Raw genomic sequence first — 19,694 nt, 5'->3', positions numbered from 1 at the left:
CGTTCCGGGCGCGTGCTCATCAAGCCGAAATTTTGTAACCGCCGTTGTATTCGTCGCTTTTGCGGCGAACTTGAGAGTGTTCAACAATGCGGTCGCGGGCGATGCCGCGGAAATCCTCGATAGACGAGAAACCCTTGCGCTCCATGTAGTCCTTCAAGTCGTCAGTCAGTTCCTGAATGAGCTTCACGCCCACACCACCGCTGCCTTTCTCCTCCATCGCCGCCGTGCAGACCTGCAGGTTGCCCGCGCCATGCACAATGAAGTTGAACGCCTCGCGAAATCCGCGAATGCCCCCAATCCCCGAGACGGCCCCGTCAGGGTAGGCTTTGTTAATGTCGGACACCCGTTGCAACGCCTGAGGCAGGATCGCCAGGCCACCCAAACCGCCACTTGTCACAAGCCCATCGACCTCGACTTCGAATTTCATCGTCTCAGGGTCCATCAGCGGCAGCGACGGGAACGTATTGCACAAAGAAATCGATGCTGCCCCCGCCTCGTAGGCGGCACCAGCTGCGTCGACCAAGGTCGATGTCGCTGGCGTCAGCTTGACCCAGATCGGCACATCCACGGCGCTTTTCACTGCCTTGAGGATCGAACGAATGATGTCTTCGTCATTGGCGATATGCGCGCCCATATCCTTCCGATCCATGTGTGGACAGGACATGTTCAACTCAATGGCATCACAGCCAACATTCACCACGGCGCGCGCCAGCTTGCGCCAGTTCTCCATCTCTTCCTCGCCGCCTGCGCCTGCCATGATCGAAGCGATGAGCATCCGGTCGGGATAGGTTGTCTTGATTTCCTCAAGATCCGGGAGCCACAGGTCCAAAGGCTGGTCTGAAATTAGCTCCCAGTTCCACGAAGAATGCGAGACCGTGTCAGGCCGCTTGTTGCGCGACACATAAGGGGCCACGTCGCTGGTGCGTTGAAAGATCGTCTTGGGGCCTGCCACATTTTCAACCGGATGCAGTCCGATCGTCTTTGTCACCACACCGCCCCAGCCAGCTTCAAACGCACGCAAAATCTTGCGTTTGCTCTCGGTCGGAGGGGCCGAGGCCAGCACGAATGGATTCACAAAATCAAGGCCGGTAAATCGTGTCGCCAGTGCATTCATCACAGTCTACCCCGCAGCTGTTTCAGACCTACAGGGTTTTGGCACAGGCGCCCAATGTCAACATTTTTCGACTTTTACGGGTATCAGCCGCCCAGTCTACGCCTGAATTATTGGCGCAAATCACCGCCCATCAATGACCACCTGCACCTGAAACCGCGACGCTATGTGCAGGCTTCTTCTGGCAACACCGCGCGAACATCAGCAAGGGAATAGGGCTTTTGGATAACTTTCGCCTTGGGGAATTCATCCAAGACGCCGCCTGTCCCGCTGTAGCCCGTCGCGAGGATGAACGGGATCGAAAGCTCCTTGCATTTTTCGGCAATTGCAATCGAGGTTTCGGTGCCCAGATTGACGTCCAACACGGCGAAAGAGATCGTTTCGTTTTCAAGAATACGCAGGGCATCTCGAACGCTTGGAGCGGCATGCACGCGGCTTGCGCCCAGCTCTTCGAGAATATCAACCACATCCATCGAAATGATCATGTTGTCTTCGGCGGCTAACGCCTCACCCTTCAAAGTGCGGGCATTGGCCACTTCGGTTTCCGCAGTCGTTTGCACCACCAGTTCCTCTTCCTCAACCTCTCGAACATGGGTCGACGGCAGCCAGAATTCTGCCTCGAGCCCCGTCATTCGATAGTTCACCTTGGCGGTTCCCTTGAGTTCAAAGGGGATCGAACGTTCGATGATGGTGGTGCCAAAACCCTTACGTGTAGGGGCCTGCACCGCCGGGCCGCCGGATTCCGCCCATATGATATTGGCAGACCCATCCGCATTTGCCCGGACCGACAGCTGCACCCCGCCTGAACCGTCGCTCAACGCTCCATACTTGGCTGAGTTTGTCATCAATTCATGCACCACAAGCGCCATGGTCGTGAAGCCATTGGGCGATAGAGCCACCGCGTCGCCTTCGAAGGTCACACGCGCGTTTTTGCTAGAAATGAACGCCTCGGTTTCTGTTTTTACGAGACGCTCAAACGGCACCCAGCCCCATTCGGTCTGGGTCAGTTGGTCATGCGCGCGCGCCATGGACCGAATGCGATCATCCAGCACACGGCAATAATCATCAATCGTTACAGCGTCACCGCGTCCTTGGTTCATCAGTCCCTGAATCAAGTTCAGGATATTGCGTACCCGATGGTTCAACTCGGCAATCAGCAACTCTTGCTGTTCTTGCGCCCGCTGGCGTGTGGCGTTGGTTTCATCCGCAAGCTTCAGCACCACCTCAAGCAGCGTCACACGCAAAGCATCCGCCGCTTTCATTTCGGCCTTCCGCCACGGCGCTGATTTGCCATGAACAACTTCACGCCACGCATCAAAGCTTTTGCGGGGCGTTAATCGAATGCCATTTGGCCCAACTTCAACAGGCTTTTCCGGGTTTCCGGCCCAGCGCACAGAGCGAGCCACTTCACGCCGAAACAAGACAAGGTAATCGCGCGGTCGGCGCGAAATCGGAATGGCCAGCAATCCAGCTGCACGATCCAGATAATCCGCCGCTGGCGGATAGCGCGCGCTGAGTTCATCCATGGCCACGACGCTGGACGTTTCAGCAGTATTCAGGAACCTCGCAAGACCAAGGAACTCTTCTTCTGTCGGCGCAGACCCAACCGAACGATAGGTTCCTTCAGAGTAGATCGCGATCCCGTCAAAGGCGATGATGTCGGCGATATCGTCGGCCACCGTTTCAAACACGTCATGCAGCGTGCGCCCGCTTGAGATTTGAGACATCAACCGGTCATGGACCAGCCGCGACTTTTCAAGATCCGCCAGTTCGGTCTCGGTCTCTTTTTGAGCAAGTTCGTAATTGAAGAGTTGCACGAACAATTCGACGGCGCTGCGACGCTGATAGCTGATGTTGATCGGTGTGCGATGATGGCACGCAAAAAGCCCCCACAACTTGCCTTTGCGCAGAATTGAAACCGACATCGAAGCCTGCACGCCCATGTTGCGCAGATACTCAAGGTGGATCGGCGACACGGCTCGCGTCACTGCCATCGACAAATCAAGCGGTTCTCCATCCGCGCCGAATTCCGGGTGGATGGCGTGTACCGGCGCGTCGATATCGCCAATGATCCTCAGGACGCTTTTTTCGTAGAGCGCCCGCGCCTGTTTGGGGATATCGCTCGCCGGATAGCGTAGGCCAAGATAGGGTTCTTGTCCGGAGGCGAGTGCTTCGGCCACAACCTCGCCGGAGCCGTCTTCGGCAAACTTGTAGACCATGACACGGTCCATGCCCGTCAGTGCCCGCATGGATCGCGCGGCTTCGTTCAGCATCTTATCGGTTTGGTCGTGACGCTTGAGCCGCGCCAGAAGTGCCTGAACACTCGCCGCATCTTCTGATGCGGTTGACGAAGATCCGCCTGCGACGACCGGTTCGAACTCAAAGATAAAGAACCGCCCCATCTGGTGCAGGGAAATGTCGAAAAGACGGCCATCCCCGAGCAAATCAAAGCCAAATACACGCGCTGCGCCTTCTTGATAGCTCAGCACCTGAAGACGGCTTCGCAGGAAATGCACCGTCTCTTCCTCGAACACCGCCGAGACCGGTTTACCGATCATTTCAGACGCCGGACGGTTGATCACATCGCCGCAGTTCACTGAAGCATGTGCCACGATCCAGTCCGACGACATGGCGATCAAGCACCCAAAGTCCTGCACATTGCCCAAGATATGGATCGGTTCGCGATCGCAGCTTGTCAGGTCTACGTCTTCGCCGGGCTTAAGCAGGGCTTGAGGTGTATTCATGCCGACGTCCTTTCAACGCCCCCAGTAGGGTCACTGATGCGCGCGAGGCTGGCGAAGAGCTCAAACAACCGCTGTGCATCGGCCACGATCCGAGATGCTCGGCCAGTTTGTGAAGGCTCGCGGCCTGCCACGTCAACGAATTCACGCCATGTGTCCGCGTAACTTGGAGCCGCGAAATATGACACCGCCGCGCGCACACGCACGTCATCCGACCGCGCCCACCGTTTGCGCAAGACCTTGCTACCCAAACGCGAGCCGCCGACCACATAGGTTACTGCCTCTGGCGCGTATTCAGCTTTGGTGTCTTGGGGACGTGCCAAAGGAGCGAGACCCAGTGTCTTGAGGTCCCGCGCTGCACGATCTTGCAGGTCAAACACCATCGACCGATCCCGACCTATTGCGCTGCCGCCAATGGCCCGAAATCCCGCTTCGTGCATCAACAGAAACGCGGCAAAACCCTGGTACGTTGCGAGGTCAAAAGTGGAAACCAGATCATCAAGTGTCTGATGCGCCTGAGAAAGATCATGGCGCAAGCGAACCCGGAGGTTTGTGATTTCCATTGAACACTCCCCGTTTCGCCAGAAAATCAATGCCGAGACAATTAAACCGTCAGAGGAGTGCGGCAAGCGAGTTGCGTAAAAAATGTGCGTTCACAAAGAGTTTAGAAAAGAATCCGCTTCACTTAGCACAGTTTTGCGGCGGTCTTCGTCCATCCGATCCCACGTTGCATACATTTGCGCCATGCGCGGGTTCTTGGAAAACCGTTCGCGGTGCCGGTCCATGAAATGCCAATAGAGCAGATTGAATGGACAGGCTTTTTCTCCGGTCTTCTTTGTCACCGAGTAGTGGCAGCCTTTGCAGTAATCGCTCATCTTATTGATATACGCGCCCGATGAAACGTAAGGTTTTGAGCCAACGATCCCGCCGTCGGCAAACTGGCTCATGCCAATGACATTCGGTGCCTCGACCCATTCATAGGCGTCGACATAGACAGCCAGATACCACTCCGCGATCTCTTGGGGGTTTATGCCAGCCAACAAGGCGAAGTTCCCCGTCACCATCAGCCGTTGGATGTGGTGGGCATAGCCTTCTTCCTTAGTCGCCGTGATCGCGTGGCTCAGACAGGCCATTTCGGTTTCGCCGGACCAATAGAACCCCGGCAGCTTGCGTTGATGGTTCAGCGCGTTGCGGTTTGGGTAATCCGGCCCTTCGAGGAAATAGATACCCCGCATGTATTCACGCCATCCAATGATCTGACGGATATACCCCTCCGCCGCGTTGATTGGCGCGTGGCCATCTTTGTAAGCTTTTTCCACGCGACGGCAGATATCCAAAGGGTCCAGCAGCCCAACGTGGATGTATAGCGAAACAAGCGAGTGATAGAGGAACCGATCATTCGCCACCATCGCATCCTGATAGTCACCAAATGTCGGCAGCAGCTTTTCTACAAAATAGTCTGCGACCGCCTCAGCGCCGTCGACATCCGTTGCAAACCAGAACGGCTCCAGATCGCCAAAGTTGTTGTCAAACCGTGAGGCCACAAGACCCAGCACCTCGCGCGTCACCTCATCCGGCTCATGCCGCAATGGCCCTTCTTTAAAGAGGTCGTCTGAGGCAGGCTTTCGATTATCGTGGTCAAAGTTCCACTTGCCGCCTTCCGGATCGTCGCCATCCATCAGCAGCCCGGTTTTGCGGCGCATGTCGCGATAGAAATACTCCATCCGCAACTGCTTGCGCCCCTTGGCCCACTCCTCGAATTCCTTGTGGGTGGAGATGAAGCGATCGTCTTCAAGGATGTCGACCTTTACCGGGCAGTTCTGCAGCGCTTCGATCAACCGGAACTCGCCGGGTTCCGTGGCGATCACGCCATCCGCGTCATGGGTTTTATAGTGGCGCATGAGCTCGCCACAGATGCTGTCCGAGCCGTCATCATCCAGCTTCTTGTACTCAACCGTCCAGCCATCATCGCGCAGCCGCTGCGCGAACTTGCGCATGGCAGCAAAGATAAAGGCGATTTTCTTGGGGTGATGGGGGACATAGGATGCCTCATCCCCGACCTCGGCCATCACAACGACGTCGGTGTCTTTGTCCGCAGCCTTCAACGCGGCGATGTTTGGCGACAGCTGATCCCCCAGCACCAGAACCAGTTTCACCATGGCACAACCTCCCCTTTCCAATCGCGGAATGTGCCGCTGTCCTGTGGTCCAAGCCCGCTAAGCACGTCGATCAAACGCGCCGCAGATTGCGCCGGTTCCAATTTGTCCCGCCCTGTGAACCCGCTGGTGAATTGCGTCGCGACGGTGCCGGGATGTAGCGCGGCAAGGATCGCCTGCGGATGTGTTCGGGCAATTTCAATCGCTGCGCCGTGGACCATCTGGTTCAGCGCGGCCTTCGCCGTGCGATAAGAATACCAACCGCCCAAACCGTTATCCCCGATAGACCCCACACGCGCCGACAAAACCCCAACCCAGGACGGTTCGTCCCGCGTCAGCAGAGACGGCAGCAATTTCAGGACCATCGCAGGCCCCACGCAGTTTATCTGAAACTGGTCCAGCATCGCTTCGGCTTCCAAAGCCTTAAGCGATTTCTCTGGCGCATTGCCCGCGCCATCAAGCTTGCCTGTCGCGACGATCACACCGTCATAGTCGCCCGGCAAGGCGCCCAGAACGCGCTCAATACTCGCCGCATCAGCCATATCCAGCCCATCCGCAGACCGGGACATACCGGTCACTGCCGCGCCGCGCCGCCCGAGTTCCGCTACAAACGCCGAGCCAATTCCACCCGACGCGCCGATCACCAAAACATTCTTCATTGACGCCGACCTAGCCTGAGCCGCGCTCGGCTCAATGGCGCGCCGCGACTATTGCCGCCAAAGCGTCGTGCTCCATTTCTGTGGGATGGCTTTCTTTTACCGCCTCATCGTAAGCTTGCTCTGCGTGATACCAACCCTTGGTTCAGCGCTTGAACTGACCCTGCGCGACGCGGTCCAGATGCACCGCCCTTCGTCACTTCACTTCGACGCCTCCCTCTGCGGCCTCTGGATCGTGAATGAAGGCCGTGAGATCGCGCTGCTTGGTCCGACCGGCGACATTACCCGCAGGTTTGAGACAGACCTTTTCACCGCCAAGGCCATAAGCACCGATGGCGACAATCTCTTGATCTCGGACGGGTTCGGTGGCTTCCAACGGCTAACCAAAGACGGCGACCCCATCGGCGACAAATTCCGCCTGAAGACCCCCACATGGGATGTGGAAGGCCTGATCGCGCGCCCAGACGGTTCGCTGATCATGACACAGGATGACGACGCCCGCGTCTGGGCCGAAACACGAACCGGTGACCTGATCTGGGAAATCCGCGGTTTTGAAATGTCGCCGCCCATGGTCGAACCACAGGGCATCGCGCGTGACCGCCGCACCGGCGCGCTTTATGTCGTCGACGATAACGAGGGCAGCAACTCGATCTTTGAATTTGCGCCTGACGGTACCTTGGTTAGCATCGTGCCTCTGTCGGCCTATGGTCGCGACGCAGAGGGTATCGCCATTCAGGCCGACACAGGCACCATGTGGGTGGGCTTTGACGGAGGCTCGCTTCTGGCTGTGTTCGACTACCTGCCCGGCGTCCGCACAACCGCGCCTGATGAGTCCGGCGACGCATGCCTCATGTTCTAGACTGCAAGCGCGGCGAATTTTTCCGGTTCCCAAACGCCACGACATGCGCAATAACATCCGCATGACGCAGCGTATTGCACTCCGCGCCCTACTGGGTCTTCTTCTTAGCCGCTCCTGAGCGTGCCCTTCGGCGCGTCCGCTCAGTCAGGAACAGCGCCGAACCCGAACAGACCCAAGCAAAGATACCCGACATGCAAACGATCAATCTGGCTGACAAGCTGGCCTTGTTTGATACCCACTGGGACCCAAAGGTCGTCGCCAGCTACAATGGCAATGACGTGATGGTCGTGAAATTCCAAGGTGAGTTTCCGTTCCACAAACACGACGACACCGACGATTTCTTTCTCGTCCTCAAGGGCGAGATGTTCATGGACCGCGAGGATGGTGACCCGCTACGGGTGCGCGCGGGCGAGCTTTGCGTTGTCCCGGCGCAGGCTGTCCACCGTCCGCGCGCGGTAGAAGAATGCCATGTCCTGCTGATCGAACCGGCAGGGGAACCCAATACAGGCGACAGCGGACAACCACCCGCCGCCAAAGACCATATCTAGGAATAATGCCATGACCACGACTGACCGCGTCGTCATCTTCGACACCACCCTGCGCGACGGCGAACAAAGCCCCGGCGCGACGATGACCCACGAAGAAAAACTCGAAATCGCCGAAATGCTGGACGACATGGGCGTCGACATCATCGAGGCAGGGTTTCCCATTGCCTCCGAAGGCGACTTCAACGCTGTCTCCGAAATTGCCCGCCGATCGAAAGATGCCGTGATCTGCGGCCTGTCCCGCGCGAATTTCAAAGATATCGACCGCTGCTGGGAGGCCGTGAAGAACGCAGGCAAGCCCCGCATTCACACCTTTATCGGCACCTCACCCCTGCACCGCGCCATCCCGAACCTGACACAGGACGAAATGGCCGAACGCATCCACGACACGGTCACTCACGCCCGCAACCTGTGTGACAACGTGCAGTGGTCGCCCATGGATGCGACGCGGACCGAGTGGGACTACCTGAAACGCGTGGTGGAGATTGCGATCAAGGCAGGCGCGAGCACCATCAATATCCCGGACACCGTCGGCTACACCGCCCCTGTTGAATCCGCAGACCTGATCCGCCGTTTGATCGCGGAATGCGAAGGCGGAGAAGACGTGATCTTTGCCACCCACTGTCACAACGATCTGGGCATGGCGACGGCCAACTCCCTCGCCGCTGTCGAAGGTGGCGCGCGTCAGATCGAATGTACGATCAACGGCCTGGGCGAACGCGCGGGTAACACGGCGCTAGAAGAGGTCGTGATGGCGATGAAAACGCGTTCTGACATCATGCCTTTCCACACCAACGTGGACACGACCAAGATCATGGCAATCTCGCGCCGCGTCTCGACCGTCTCTGGCTTCCTCGTTCAGCCAAACAAGGCCATCGTCGGCAAGAACGCCTTTGCCCATGAAAGCGGTATCCACCAAGACGGGATGCTGAAGAACCGCGAAAACTTCGAGATTATGCGCCCAGAGGATATCGGTCTGTCCGGCACCTCCCTGCCCTTGGGCAAACATTCTGGCCGCGCCGCGCTGCGCGCCAAGATGGACGAGTTGGGCTATGATCTGGGCGACAACCAGTTGAACGACCTCTTTGTCCGGATGAAGGCTCTGGCCGACCGCAAAAAGGAAGTCTTTGACGAGGACCTGATCGCGCTGATGCGTGACGAAGCCGCAGATGATCAAAACGAGTATCTGAAGGTCAAACGCCTGCGCGTTGTTTGCGGCACCGACGGCCCGCAAGAGGCAGAGTTGACGCTCGAAATCGACGGCGAAGACAAATCCATCGACGCCACCGGCGACGGCCCAGTCGATGCGACCTTCAACGCGGTCAAGATGCTGTTCCCACACAACGCGCGGCTGGAGCTTTATCAGGTCCACGCAGTGACCCAAGGCACCGATGCCCAAGCCACCGTCAGCGTGCGCATGAACGAAGAAGGCCGTATCGCAACGGGTCAGTCAGCCGACACTGACACGGTTGTCGCCAGCGCCAAAGCCTACGTCAACGCGCTGAACCGCCTGATCGTACGCCGCGAACAAACCGACGTCGGCTACGACGAAAAAGACGTCAGCTACAAAGACGTCTGATCAAAGATATAAGTGGGCGAACGGCTCCGCCCCCTATTCTTCTTGCTGAAAAAACTTCCACCGGAGGTACGCGCACCGCAAGGTGCGCGCCCCCTTGGGTTCAAGCGCAAAGCGCGCAGAAGGGAGGCGGGCGGGCACGCCCTCTCAAACAGGCTCAGCCTTTGGCAAACGCGACGATTTCGTCCACCAGCACATCCATCGCGTCAATCAGCGTCACATCCGGCACATAAATCTGCTCCAGCAGCAATGAATACTCGGTACAGGCAACGATCTGCGTCGCAGCGCCTTTCTCCGCCAAGCCCTGCGCCACAGCTTCCAACGCCCGCGCAGCATCCGCAGTTGGCCCCTCAGCCTTCACCGCCTTAATCACCGCCAAGGCGGCATCGCCGTCCGGATGCAAAATCTCTCGACCAGCCGCCTGCACGACGTCGTCATATAACCCAACCTGCGCAACAGCCGGAGAGGCCAGAACGCCAATCGCCCCGTCGCTGCGCGCAACGGCAGCCCGCACCGAGAGATCAACTATGTTCAGAAACGGAATGCCGGCCCGACTGGTGATCGCATCCGCATAGTGATGCGCGGTGTTGCACGCCATGACGAGCGCTTCGGCACCAGCCGCCTCCAACCGTGCAGCCATCTCGCCCAGCACCGGACCGGGGCTCTCCCCCGTCCCTTCGATCAACGCCTTGATGCGTGACGGCACCTGCGTGTTTTGATCCACAATCAGCGGAATATGATCGGCGTCATCGCTGGCGTCCACTGCCGCTACCACACGCGCCATCAGCGCAATGGTCGCCTCTGGCCCCATGCCGCCCAGAACGCCGATTGTGCGCACGATGCTCTCCTAGCCGATGCTGACCCGCCGGTCCGTGTGGTCAAAGGCAAAGTCATAGCCAAACAAACCGACCGAGCCGCCAGTATGCAGGAAGACAACATTGCTGTCCTTGTCGAAATGGCCCTTGCGGATCAGATCGATAAGGCCAGCCGCGCCCTTGGCCGAATACACCGGATCCAGCAACAAGCCTTCAAGTTCCGCAAACATCCGGATCGCCTCAAGGCCTGACTCCGTCGGCAGGCCATAGCCCTCGCCCACGTAATCCGTGTTGGCCTTCACCATCTCGCGTGTCACAGCACCAGAAGCCCCGATCTTCTCTGCCGTCTTAACCGCCAGATCAAACACCATCTGCTCTTGCTTGGGTTGCGGCGCACGTGTCCCAATGCCCAACAGAGGGATATTGGCATTCATCGCGGCAAGTCCGGTGACAAGCCCCGCCTGCGTTCCGGATGACCCGGTGGCGGTTACGATATGATCCATCCTAAGCGAACGTTCATTCGCCTGACCCAGAAGCTCAAAGGCGCAGTTTACATAGCCCAGCGCACCTGTCGGGTTCGAACCGCCGCCCGGGATGGTATAAACCTTCTTGCCTTCGGCGCGCTTGGCTTCTGCCGCACGTTCCATTTCGCCCGGCATGTCATGTCCGCCGGGGAATTTCTGCGTGGTCGCCCCATGCAGGTGATCCAGCAATACGTTGCCGTTGTCGTTGTAATTCGCATTGTTATAGCCGGTCCGGTCTTCCAGCAGGATATGACACTCCATCCCCAGCTTTGCCGCAAAAGCCGCCGTCTGCCGCGCATGGTTCGACTGCGTCGCGCCCTGCGTCATCACCATATCTGCACCTTCGGCTTCTGCCTCAGCAAACAGAAACTCAAGCTTGCGGGTCTTGTTCCCGCCCGTCGAAACACCAGTGCAGTCGTCTCTCTTGATCCAAAGCTTGGGCCCGCCAAGTTCTTTCGAAAGCCGCTCCATCGGCTCTAAAGGCGTTGGCAAATGCGCCAGATGAAGGCGTGGAAAACGGGCAAGATGCATGGACAAGGCTCCTGACTCGGAATGGGCGCAATATGCGGATACTGAAACGTAGCGACCCCAAAATGCCTAGGCAAATGCGAAAACATCGCTATGACTTGCAGAAATTGCACAATAGGGTCTGCACATGCGACTGGAATGGCTCGAAGATATCCTCGCCGTTGTCGAAACCGGGTCATTCAGCGAGGCCGCCGAGCGGCGCTTTTTGACTCAATCCGCCTTTTCGCGCCGAATTCGCATGATTGAGGATCACGTCGGTGTCGAACTCTTCGATCGCTCACGCAAGCCCGTCCAACTGAATGCTGCCACCGCGGCTCAGGAACGCCGCATTCGCGACCTCACGGCGGACCTCAAGATCCTCGTCAACGACCTGCGTGCGCAGTCGGCCACCGCAGAACGGCGGATCACACTGGTCGCGCAACATGCGATCGCGACCTCGCTCGCCCCGCGCGTGATCGAGGATTTGGTCGAGTCCGAGGGGCTGAACGTAAGGCTGCGCTCCGCCAACCTTGATGACTGTTACGCGATGCTGATGACGCATGGCGCGGAGTTTGCCCTGACCTTCCGCACGTCCAAGGACCGTATGCCCGGCAAACCTGACTTCTTCCAGACAACCGACCTTGGCACAGACAAGCTTATCCCGGTGGCAAGTCCTGCCATGCCAGACGGTCCACTTGGCCTGATTGCCTATCCTAAGGACGTCTATCTGGGCCAACTCTGCGAACGCGACCTGCTTCCCGGACTGACCGTCGAACGCAAGGCCGAGACGGCGTTGACCACCGCCGCCCTCGAACTTGCCCGCGCGGGGGTTGGCTTTGCATGGGTGCCGCAATCGCTTGCGCAACGTGCCTTGGAACGGCGCGAGATTGTGCAACTCCCTGATCTGCCGGTCCTGCGGATGAAGTTGACGGCCAATCGTCTCAACGAAATGCCATCGCCTGCCGAACGTGCCGCATGGGATCGTCTGAAAGAGACAAGTTATTAGGCCGCAACCCGACGCACGTCTCGTCAGAGCACACTCTCAGGACCTGTCCATATGTCCCGCGACCTAGGCCGCCCCATATCGCGCAAGAGCTGGTCAACGCCGCCCAAGGCGATCATGGCGGGCCAATATACTCAGCTTGTCCCACTTTCGCCCGATCAAGCAGAAGCCCTCTGGCCCGTAGTGTCAGACGCGGCAGATAGCTTCACCTATCTCAGATATGGCCCGTTTGCAGACCAATCGCAGCTTGCCCGGCTGTTGTCAGACCTTTCCACACGCGCTGATCAACCTTTCTGGATGGCCACGGATGAGACCGGACACGCACAGGGGTGGCTCTCGATCTGCGACGTCTATCCAGATGACGGCGCCTTTGAAATTGGCAGCATCTGGTTCGCCCCCGGCTTTCAAGGCACCCGCGCGGCGCGGGAGGCCCTGTTTCTTTTGATGTGCCTCGGCATGGACGACCATGGCTTCGAACGACTGGTCTGGCGCTGTCAGGCTCAAAACCAACGGTCCTTTCGGGCGGCGCTCAACCTTGGCTTCACGCATGAGGGCACTTGGCGCAACGCTGCCGTCGTCGATGGCTGGCAGCGCGATATCGCATGGTTTTCCATCCTTCGCGCCGAATGGCCGCTTATCAAGGCCGCTTTCACAAGCTGGCTAGCCTCGGACAACTTCGACCAGAACGGACGTCAGCGAAAACGCCTCACGGATTTCATGGCGCGTTAGAAACGAAAAGGCCCCGGACAATGCCGGGGCCTTTGACCTGTTTCAGTCTGGATCAGACTTTGCCTTTCCACGGCACCAGCCAGCCCTCCAACCGCCGGATCCCCATATCGATCAGGAACCCGATGATCCCGATCACGATGATCCCAACGATAATGATGTCGGTCAGCTGAAACTTGGACGCGACCATGATCATCATGCCGATGCCGCGTTCCGCAGCGACCAGTTCCGCCGCCACAACCGTGCCCCAGCAAACGCCCATAGCAACCCGAGCACCGGTAAAGATTTCAGGCAATGAGTTCGGGATGATCACCTTCCAAAGGATCTGCATCTTGCTGGCGCCCAGAGAATAAGCCGCGTGTACCTTGGTGATGGCCACACCGGACACACCCGCCCGCGCTGCAATGATCATGATCCAGAGCGCAGCAAGGAAAAGCAGGATGACCTTGGACAATTCCCCGATGCCGAACCAGATGATCATCAACGGGATCAGCGCCAGAGGCGGCACCGGCCGCATGAATTCGACAATCGGGTCAAACCACCCGCGCGACCAATTGGTCAGCCCCATCGCATACCCAATCGGAATGCCCAAAAGCGCACCAAAGAAAAAGCCAAGCAAGACCCGCTGCAGCGAAATCCATGTATGCTCCCACAGGGTAAAGTTCTGATAGCCTTCTTCATTCAGCCGGAAGAACCGCTCCAGCACCACCTCAGGCGCAGGCAAATACAGCCGGGCCATCCGGAACCCGGTCTTGGGCTCAAAGGTCGGCGTGCCTTTGTCTGTCAGGCCAATCTCGCCTTCGGGGATGGTGATCTTGTCGCCCGGCTCAACCGGTCGGCCATTCAGATGGGTCACAACCGACCCGTCCCGCTTGGCCACCGCATCATTCTGCCAGACGTTGATGACCTTAAAGCCATAGCGCGCGACCGTCAGCGAATCATTCAACGCCGCGCCATCCCCTTCGTCGATCTCTGGCGCTTCCGGGATGCGACCTGGATTACCATCGGCATCGCGGGTCTGCTGAATATCTTCGCGATAGACGCGCACAGCCACCGTCGCATCATCCGTGGTCCCATCGGGCAACGTCAGCGTATAGGTGAATTCAACATCGCCCTGATAAGGCCCCGGCATCTTTGGCAGCGGGATCGTGGAGTTCGTGAAAGCCACCCACAACCAGAACACCGTCACAACCGAGATGACCGACGCAAGACGGTTGGCAACCACCGCGCTTTCATCGCCGAAAGTGACCGTCTTCAGCTTGTTGAAGCCCTTGCTCTCAAACAGCCCGCGAAGCAGGTTCGACGCAATCAGGTAGCTTCCGAAGAACGCAACAAGATATAGAACAAGGATCATGAACCCGCTCATGCGTTTTCCTCCGCACGGCCCATAATCTCCTCTTCCATGTTCCAGATCATTTCGAGGATCTCTTCGCGTGTGCTGTTGTATTCGGGGTGTTTTTTGACCTCACGCAGGTCATTGCCCACGCCCAGATCGGCAAAAGGCAAACGGTATTCCTTGTGAACCCGGCCCGGACGCGGCGCCATCACAAGCAGGCGCTCACCAAGCAGCAAAGCCTCTTCCACAGAGTGGGTGATCAGGATGATTGTTTTGCCGGTCTCTTTCCACAGGTCGAGCACCAGCGATTGCATTTTTTCCCGCGTCAGCGCATCGAGCGCCCCAAGCGGTTCATCCATCAGGATCACATCCGGCTCATTGGCCAGGCACCGTGCCAGCGCAACGCGCTGCTGCATCCCGCCAGATAGCTCATAAACCGCCTTTTCTTTGAAATCCTGCAGGCCGACGACCTCAAGCAGGTGATCGACATTTGCAGCGCTTTCTTTGCGCGACATGCCTTTCATATCAGGGCCAAAGGACACGTTGTCCCGCACGCTCATCCATTCGAACAGCGCACCTTGCTGAAACACCATCCCGCGTTCTGGGCTGGGGCCGACAACCCTGTCTCCATTCAGCGTGATCTCACCTTCGGTCGGGGCCAGAAACCCCGCGACGATATTCAAGAGCGTGGTTTTCCCGCAGCCCGACGGGCCAAGCACGCTCATCAATTCGCCGGATTTGATATCCAGCGAAACGTTCTTCAATGCCTGAACATGTCCACCGTTGGGCAGATCAAACCGCATTGAAATGTCATTGATTAGTAGACCGGACAAATCCGCTTACTCCCCTCAGGGCCAAAGCCCCTACTGTTGGCTTGTTTCCCAGGTTCTTTCTTCATCTTTCCGAAAAAACTCTGGGGGGGGATAGGGGGGCAACGCCCCCCAAAGAAGGGTGGGTGGGCGGGCACAGCCCGTCCACCCACCAAAGTTCTTACATCGAGTTCGCAGTTGCCAGCGGCCCGGTGTTCACGTTGTCCGCATAGGACGCCTTCGCCGCGTCGATCGAACCGGCTGCAACGAACACGTCGGCCACGCCTTTCATGAACTCCTGAGCGCCACCGCCCAGCCACTTCTCAGACAGCTGGTCTTCGGTCGTCGGGAAGACGAATGTCGCCAGCGACCCGGCTGCATCTTCTTCGCTCATGCCGGCATCTTTTGCGATAGCTGCCAGCATTTCGACTGGGTTGCCGTCTGCCCACTGGGCGTTGGCCGCTGCGGTCACTTCGAGGAACTTGGCGACCAGATCACCGTTTTCGGCCACGAAGTCGGATGGCGCCGACGTCACGTCGAACACAAGAATGCCCAGCTCTTCCTTCTCAGCACCGGTCAACAGAACGTTGCCTGATTCCTTCATGCGGCGCAGTGCACCGCCCCAGCCGCATGCCATGTCGACAGAGCCTTGCGCCAGTGCCGCCTGACCTTCTGCAGGAGCCATGTCAACAACCGTCAAGCTATCCAGAGCCACGCCAAAGTGGTCCATCTGCTTGAGGAAGCCGTAATGCGCGGCCGTGCCGAGTGGAACGGCGACGGTCTTGCCGGCGAGTTCGCCTGCGCTGTCTTTGTCGATCTCAAGTGCCGAGTTCACGACGCAGTTGTCGTTGTCCGAGTAGCTCACAGCCACATCGACGATTTGCAGGTCCTGACCGGCCGAAGTCGCAACCACGAAAGGTGGCACACCTTGGCTTACCGACAGTTGGACGTCGCCTGACGCCATCGCAGCCGACATTGCGGTGCCGGTGTCGAATGCGACCCAGTTCACCTTGACGCCCAGTTCTTCATCATAGGTGCCAGCAACTTTGGCCGCTTGGAATGGCATCGGCCACTCAAGGAAATAGCCGACGGTGATCTCGCCGTGACCGCCCGCAAACGCCTGGCCAGCCGTGATAGCAAGCGCGCCTGCGCTCATCATGAGTTTTTTCATTTGGTTTCTCCCGTGTCGTTTCTTACGTGCGTGTTTGCCACGCTCCGCAGCTGTCTTTGCCGGTCCTGACGTGCAGACCCGACGCCGTGCCGGCGCAGCCAAGCATGTTTGGCGCTTTGGAAAAAGGGCAAATTTTGGTGAGTTTTGAAACCGCCTGTTCCATGACCGTATTTTTGTGCGGGTTTGCCCTACTTAGATGCGTTTCGGGAATGATCCGGCACAATTGGACACACAGGCGCCCTTACACTGGCCCTATAGCTTGGTGAAATGTTCCGGCTTATGCTTTCCCATCGACTCAATTGACGCTGTTTTTCTCCGGAGCTGGACCCATGATGGACGGAAACTTCCCTGCAAACGATCTGAGCCATGTGGTCGAAAACGACCGCGCCCATGTCTGGCACCACCTTATCCAACACGCCCCGTTCGAAACGGTTGACCCGCGCATCATCGTCGAGGGCAAGGGCATGCGCGTGTGGGATCAGAAGGGAAAAGAGCACATTGATGCAGTCTCTGGCGGGGTCTGGACCGTCAATGTCGGCTATGGCCGCGAACGCATCGCAGATGCCGTGCGCGACCAACTCGTCAAGATGAACTATTTTGCCGGAGCGGCAGGTTCGATCCCGGCGGCGACCTTTGCCGCCCGCCTGATAGAAAAGATGCCGGGCATGAGCCGCGTCTATTTCTCCAACTCAGGCTCTGAGGCGAACGAGAAAGCCTACAAGATGATCCGCCAGATCGCGCACAAGCGCTATGGCGGGAAAAAGAACAAGATCCTGTTCCGCGAACGCGACTATCACGGCACAACCATTGCCACGATGGCGTCGGGCGGCCACCACCAACGTAATGCGCAGTACGGTCCCTTCCCCGATGGTTTCGTGGCTGTGCCGCATTGCCTTGAGTATCGCGCACAGTGGGAAACCGAGGAATACGGCGTCCGCGCCGCCGAGGCGATTGAAGAGGTGATCCTGCGTGAAGGTGCCGACACCGTTGGCGGTCTGATCCTTGAACCCATAACCGCCGGCGGCGGTGTGATCACCCCACCCAAGGGGTATTGGGACAAGGTGCAGGAAATCTGCAAAAAGTACGATATCCTGCTGGTGATTGACGAAGTTGTCTGCGGGATTGGCCGCACCGGCACGTGGTTCGGCTATCAGCATTTCGGCGTGAAGCCGGACATCGTCACAATGGCCAAGGGTGTGGCCTCCGGCTACGCCGCTATTTCCTGCACGGTGACCACCGAAGAGGTGTTCCAGATGTTCAAGGACGATAGCAGCGACCCGCTGAACTACTTCCGCGATATCTCGACCTTTGGCGGTTGCACCGCAGGTCCGGCGGCGGCACTTGAGAATATGGCGATCATCGAGGATGAGAACCTCCTCGACAACACCAACGCCATGGGCGCGCGCCTAATGGACAACCTGCATGCGCTCAAAGACAAACACGCGATCATCGGAGATGTGCGCGGCAAGGGTCTATTCGCCGGGGCGGAACTAGTTGTCGACCGCGCAACCAAAGAGCCTGTGCATGAGAGCAAGGTTCAAGCCGTCGTCGCAGACTGCATGGCGCAAGGCCTGGTGATCGGCGCGACAAACCGGTCGTTTGAAGGGTTCAACAACACCCTGTGCCTGTCGCCTGCGCTGATCGCCACGGAGAGCGACATCGACGCCATCACGGACGGCATTGATCAAGCGCTAACACGAGTGTTCGGCTAAATCCCGGCTGCATGCGGGGCCGCTTGGTCCCGCCCACCTCCCTCTTCGGCAGCTTCGCTGCCTGTGACCCAAGGGGGCGCCGCCTACGGCGGCGAGCCTCCGGCGGGAGTTTCCTAAAACATAGAAGGGTCGATGCGTCGCTTTGGGCGGTCAAAGTTGATCCGCGATTTTCCGTAGGGATTGGATCAGGCTATCGTATGTGGCCGATCCAAGATCCAGATGGAGGTTTGTTTCGAATTGGCGACGCGCCGTTTCGCCTGCGGCTTTCATGGCGATACCCTTTTCGCTGAGCGTCAGTTTACGGGCGCGGCCGTCATTTGGGTCAGCTGCGTCCGCGAGATAGCCTTTGTGGATCAGTTCCTTTGCCGTCACCGACAGTGCCTGTTTCGAGACCCCCAGCTTTTCAGCAAGATCAACGGCGCGCACCGGCTCACTCCCCATCATGGCCAGAACAAGTCCTTGCGCCCGCGTCACATCGGAGAAGCCCGCCTGTGCAAGATCGTCGATGATACGCGCATGGTAGGTGTCGAACGCATCTTTCAACAAGCGTCCAAGAGGCGGATTTGACGTCCGTGTCATGTATGGTTTCTCAGCTTGCTCAGTTTAGTCAACTATATTGACTATATGGTCTCGATTGCGTAGAGCAAGGCAAATTGAAGAGGGTTTCATGTCCTGCAACTCCCCTTGCGTCTTTTGTGAGCGCGACAACCTCGGGATCATTTCAGAGAATGATCTGGCCTTTGCTGTGCGCGATACATCCCCGGCCAAACCGCTTCATACCTTGGTGATTCCCAAACGCCATTCTGAGGACGTCTTTTCGACAACAGCCCAAGAACGCGAAGCGATGCATCAGCTTGCTATGCAGTGCATCGACGACTTGAAATCGCTTGATGCTACAATCGAAGGCGTGAATTACGGCTCGAACATCGGAGCCGTTGCTGGGCAAAAGATATTCCACACACACATTCACATCATTCCACGGCGCAAAGGTGACATGGCTCCGCCCCCTGCCCGACCGGCAAGCAATACGTGACGGCGCATGAGGCCAAGATCACGCTGTTTCGGCATGGGCGTGTCGCATTCAATGAATGGCAATGGTCTGACCGATCCCGGTTCAGACACCTCGTTACCCAATATGACACCGCCCCGCTGCGGCCAACCGCGCCGCCAAACATCGCTCATAGGTATGACACGGTGATCAGCAGCACGCGCGCGCGGTCCATCGCAACCGCGGGTCTTTTGCTGCGCACGCCCGACTGCTGTGATCCTATTTTCAATGAAGCCGAGTTGCCCGACCTCTTTACACAAGGTCGGGCACGTCCCTTTTGCAAACTGCCAAATGTGGTCTGGTTTGTCGGAGCACGTGTTCTTTGGCGTCTAGGCCACTCAAGCAACTGCGAAAGCCATCGCGCGTTTTCAGCTCGCGCGGAGCGCGCGGCCCAGAGGT

The 19,694-nt window shown here is 58.1% G+C and carries 18 protein-coding genes; 7 read left to right on the top strand and 11 right to left on the bottom strand.

The annotated features are described in order from the left end of the window. Positions 1–19 precede the first annotated feature (19 nt). From FE702_RS15775 to FE702_RS15755, 5 genes are all read right to left on the bottom strand, one after another. Positions 20–1,114 (bottom strand): tRNA-dihydrouridine synthase, encoded by a 1,095-nt coding sequence (locus tag FE702_RS15775; RefSeq protein ID WP_222611821.1) that lies wholly within the window; start codon positions 1,112–1,114, stop codon positions 20–22. Between the two features lie 161 nt (positions 1,115–1,275). After that, positions 1,276–3,855 (bottom strand): HWE histidine kinase domain-containing protein, encoded by a 2,580-nt coding sequence (locus FE702_RS15770; protein WP_147127274.1) that lies wholly within the window; start codon positions 3,853–3,855, stop codon positions 1,276–1,278. After that, positions 3,852–4,415, bottom strand: coding sequence for a biliverdin-producing heme oxygenase (locus FE702_RS15765; protein ID WP_147127273.1), 564 nt, complete (start codon positions 4,413–4,415; stop codon positions 3,852–3,854). The genes FE702_RS15770 and FE702_RS15765 overlap by 4 nt, the downstream gene beginning before the upstream one ends. A 90-nt stretch (positions 4,416–4,505) precedes the next feature. Further along, positions 4,506–6,011: a cryptochrome/photolyase family protein gene (locus FE702_RS15760; protein ID WP_147127272.1), complete on the bottom strand. Its 1,506-nt coding sequence runs from the start codon at positions 6,009–6,011 to the stop codon at positions 4,506–4,508. Next, positions 6,005–6,667: an SDR family NAD(P)-dependent oxidoreductase gene (locus FE702_RS15755; protein WP_147127271.1), complete on the bottom strand. Its 663-nt coding sequence runs from the start codon at positions 6,665–6,667 to the stop codon at positions 6,005–6,007. Before FE702_RS15755 ends, FE702_RS15760 begins: the two co-directional genes overlap by 7 nt. 34 nt (positions 6,668–6,701) lie before the next feature. On the opposite strand from FE702_RS15755, the gene FE702_RS15750 reads away from it, so the two are divergent. From FE702_RS15750 to FE702_RS15740, 3 genes are all read left to right on the top strand, one after another. After that, positions 6,702–7,523 (top strand): YncE family protein, encoded by an 822-nt coding sequence (locus FE702_RS15750; RefSeq protein ID WP_147127270.1) that lies wholly within the window; start codon positions 6,702–6,704, stop codon positions 7,521–7,523. A 191-nt stretch (positions 7,524–7,714) separates the two neighbouring features. Further along, a complete protein-coding gene (locus FE702_RS15745) occupies positions 7,715–8,071 on the top strand; it encodes a cupin domain-containing protein (RefSeq protein WP_147127269.1) in 357 nt (118 codons plus the stop codon). Positions 8,072–8,081: 10 nt separating this feature from the next. Next, entirely contained in the window at positions 8,082–9,647 is a 1,566-nt protein-coding gene (locus FE702_RS15740; protein WP_147127268.1) for a 2-isopropylmalate synthase, read from the top strand. A 154-nt stretch (positions 9,648–9,801) separates the two neighbouring features. On the opposite strand, the gene cuyB is transcribed toward FE702_RS15740, so the two are convergent. Together cuyB and cuyA are read right to left on the bottom strand one after the other, a co-directional pair. Then, a complete protein-coding gene (cuyB, locus tag FE702_RS15735) occupies positions 9,802–10,482 on the bottom strand; it encodes a cysteate racemase (RefSeq protein ID WP_222611820.1) in 681 nt (226 codons plus the stop codon). A gap of 9 nt (positions 10,483–10,491) precedes the next feature. After that, positions 10,492–11,514: a D-cysteate sulfo-lyase gene (cuyA, locus tag FE702_RS15730; RefSeq protein ID WP_147127266.1), complete on the bottom strand. Its 1,023-nt coding sequence runs from the start codon at positions 11,512–11,514 to the stop codon at positions 10,492–10,494. Between the two features lie 124 nt (positions 11,515–11,638). Between cuyA and FE702_RS15725 the strand changes: the two genes are divergently transcribed. Further along, entirely contained in the window at positions 11,639–12,496 is an 858-nt protein-coding gene (locus FE702_RS15725) for a LysR family transcriptional regulator (protein WP_147127265.1), read from the top strand. A gap of 51 nt (positions 12,497–12,547) precedes the next feature. Next, a complete protein-coding gene (locus tag FE702_RS15720; protein WP_255449707.1) occupies positions 12,548–13,222 on the top strand; it encodes a GNAT family N-acetyltransferase in 675 nt (224 codons plus the stop codon). Positions 13,223–13,274: 52 nt separating this feature from the next. Here the strand turns inward: FE702_RS15720 and FE702_RS15715 are convergent, their stop codons facing one another. The 3 genes from FE702_RS15715 to FE702_RS15705 form a co-directional block, all read right to left on the bottom strand. Continuing rightward, positions 13,275–14,585, bottom strand: coding sequence for an ABC transporter permease subunit (locus FE702_RS15715; protein WP_147127264.1), 1,311 nt, complete (start codon positions 14,583–14,585; stop codon positions 13,275–13,277). Continuing rightward, positions 14,582–15,388: an ABC transporter ATP-binding protein gene (locus tag FE702_RS15710; RefSeq protein ID WP_147127263.1), complete on the bottom strand. Its 807-nt coding sequence runs from the start codon at positions 15,386–15,388 to the stop codon at positions 14,582–14,584. The genes FE702_RS15715 and FE702_RS15710 overlap by 4 nt, the downstream gene beginning before the upstream one ends. A 157-nt stretch (positions 15,389–15,545) precedes the next feature. Further along, on the bottom strand, positions 15,546–16,535 hold the full coding sequence (locus FE702_RS15705) for a taurine ABC transporter substrate-binding protein (RefSeq protein WP_147127262.1): 990 nt from the start codon (positions 16,533–16,535) through the stop codon (positions 15,546–15,548). A gap of 332 nt (positions 16,536–16,867) precedes the next feature. Here FE702_RS15705 and FE702_RS15700 point away from each other — a divergent pair, with 332 nt between their 5' ends. Beyond that, positions 16,868–18,247 (top strand): aminotransferase family protein, encoded by a 1,380-nt coding sequence (locus FE702_RS15700; protein WP_147127468.1) that lies wholly within the window; start codon positions 16,868–16,870, stop codon positions 18,245–18,247. 150 nt (positions 18,248–18,397) lie between these two features. Here FE702_RS15700 and FE702_RS15695 read toward each other — a convergent pair whose 3' ends face one another. Further along, on the bottom strand, positions 18,398–18,826 hold the full coding sequence (locus tag FE702_RS15695) for a MarR family winged helix-turn-helix transcriptional regulator (RefSeq protein ID WP_147127261.1): 429 nt from the start codon (positions 18,824–18,826) through the stop codon (positions 18,398–18,400). An 88-nt stretch (positions 18,827–18,914) separates the two neighbouring features. Here FE702_RS15695 and FE702_RS15690 point away from each other — a divergent pair, with 88 nt between their 5' ends. After that, positions 18,915–19,280 (top strand): HIT family protein, encoded by a 366-nt coding sequence (locus FE702_RS15690; protein ID WP_147127260.1) that lies wholly within the window; start codon positions 18,915–18,917, stop codon positions 19,278–19,280. Positions 19,281–19,694: the final 414 nt, after the last annotated feature.

It is taken from the genome of Shimia ponticola (genome assembly GCF_007995215.1).
Lineage (GTDB): Bacteria > Pseudomonadota > Alphaproteobacteria > Rhodobacterales > Rhodobacteraceae > Shimia_B > Shimia_B ponticola.
Note: the sequence above shows the minus strand (reverse complement) of the source record. Positions and strands in the feature narration are given on the sequence as shown.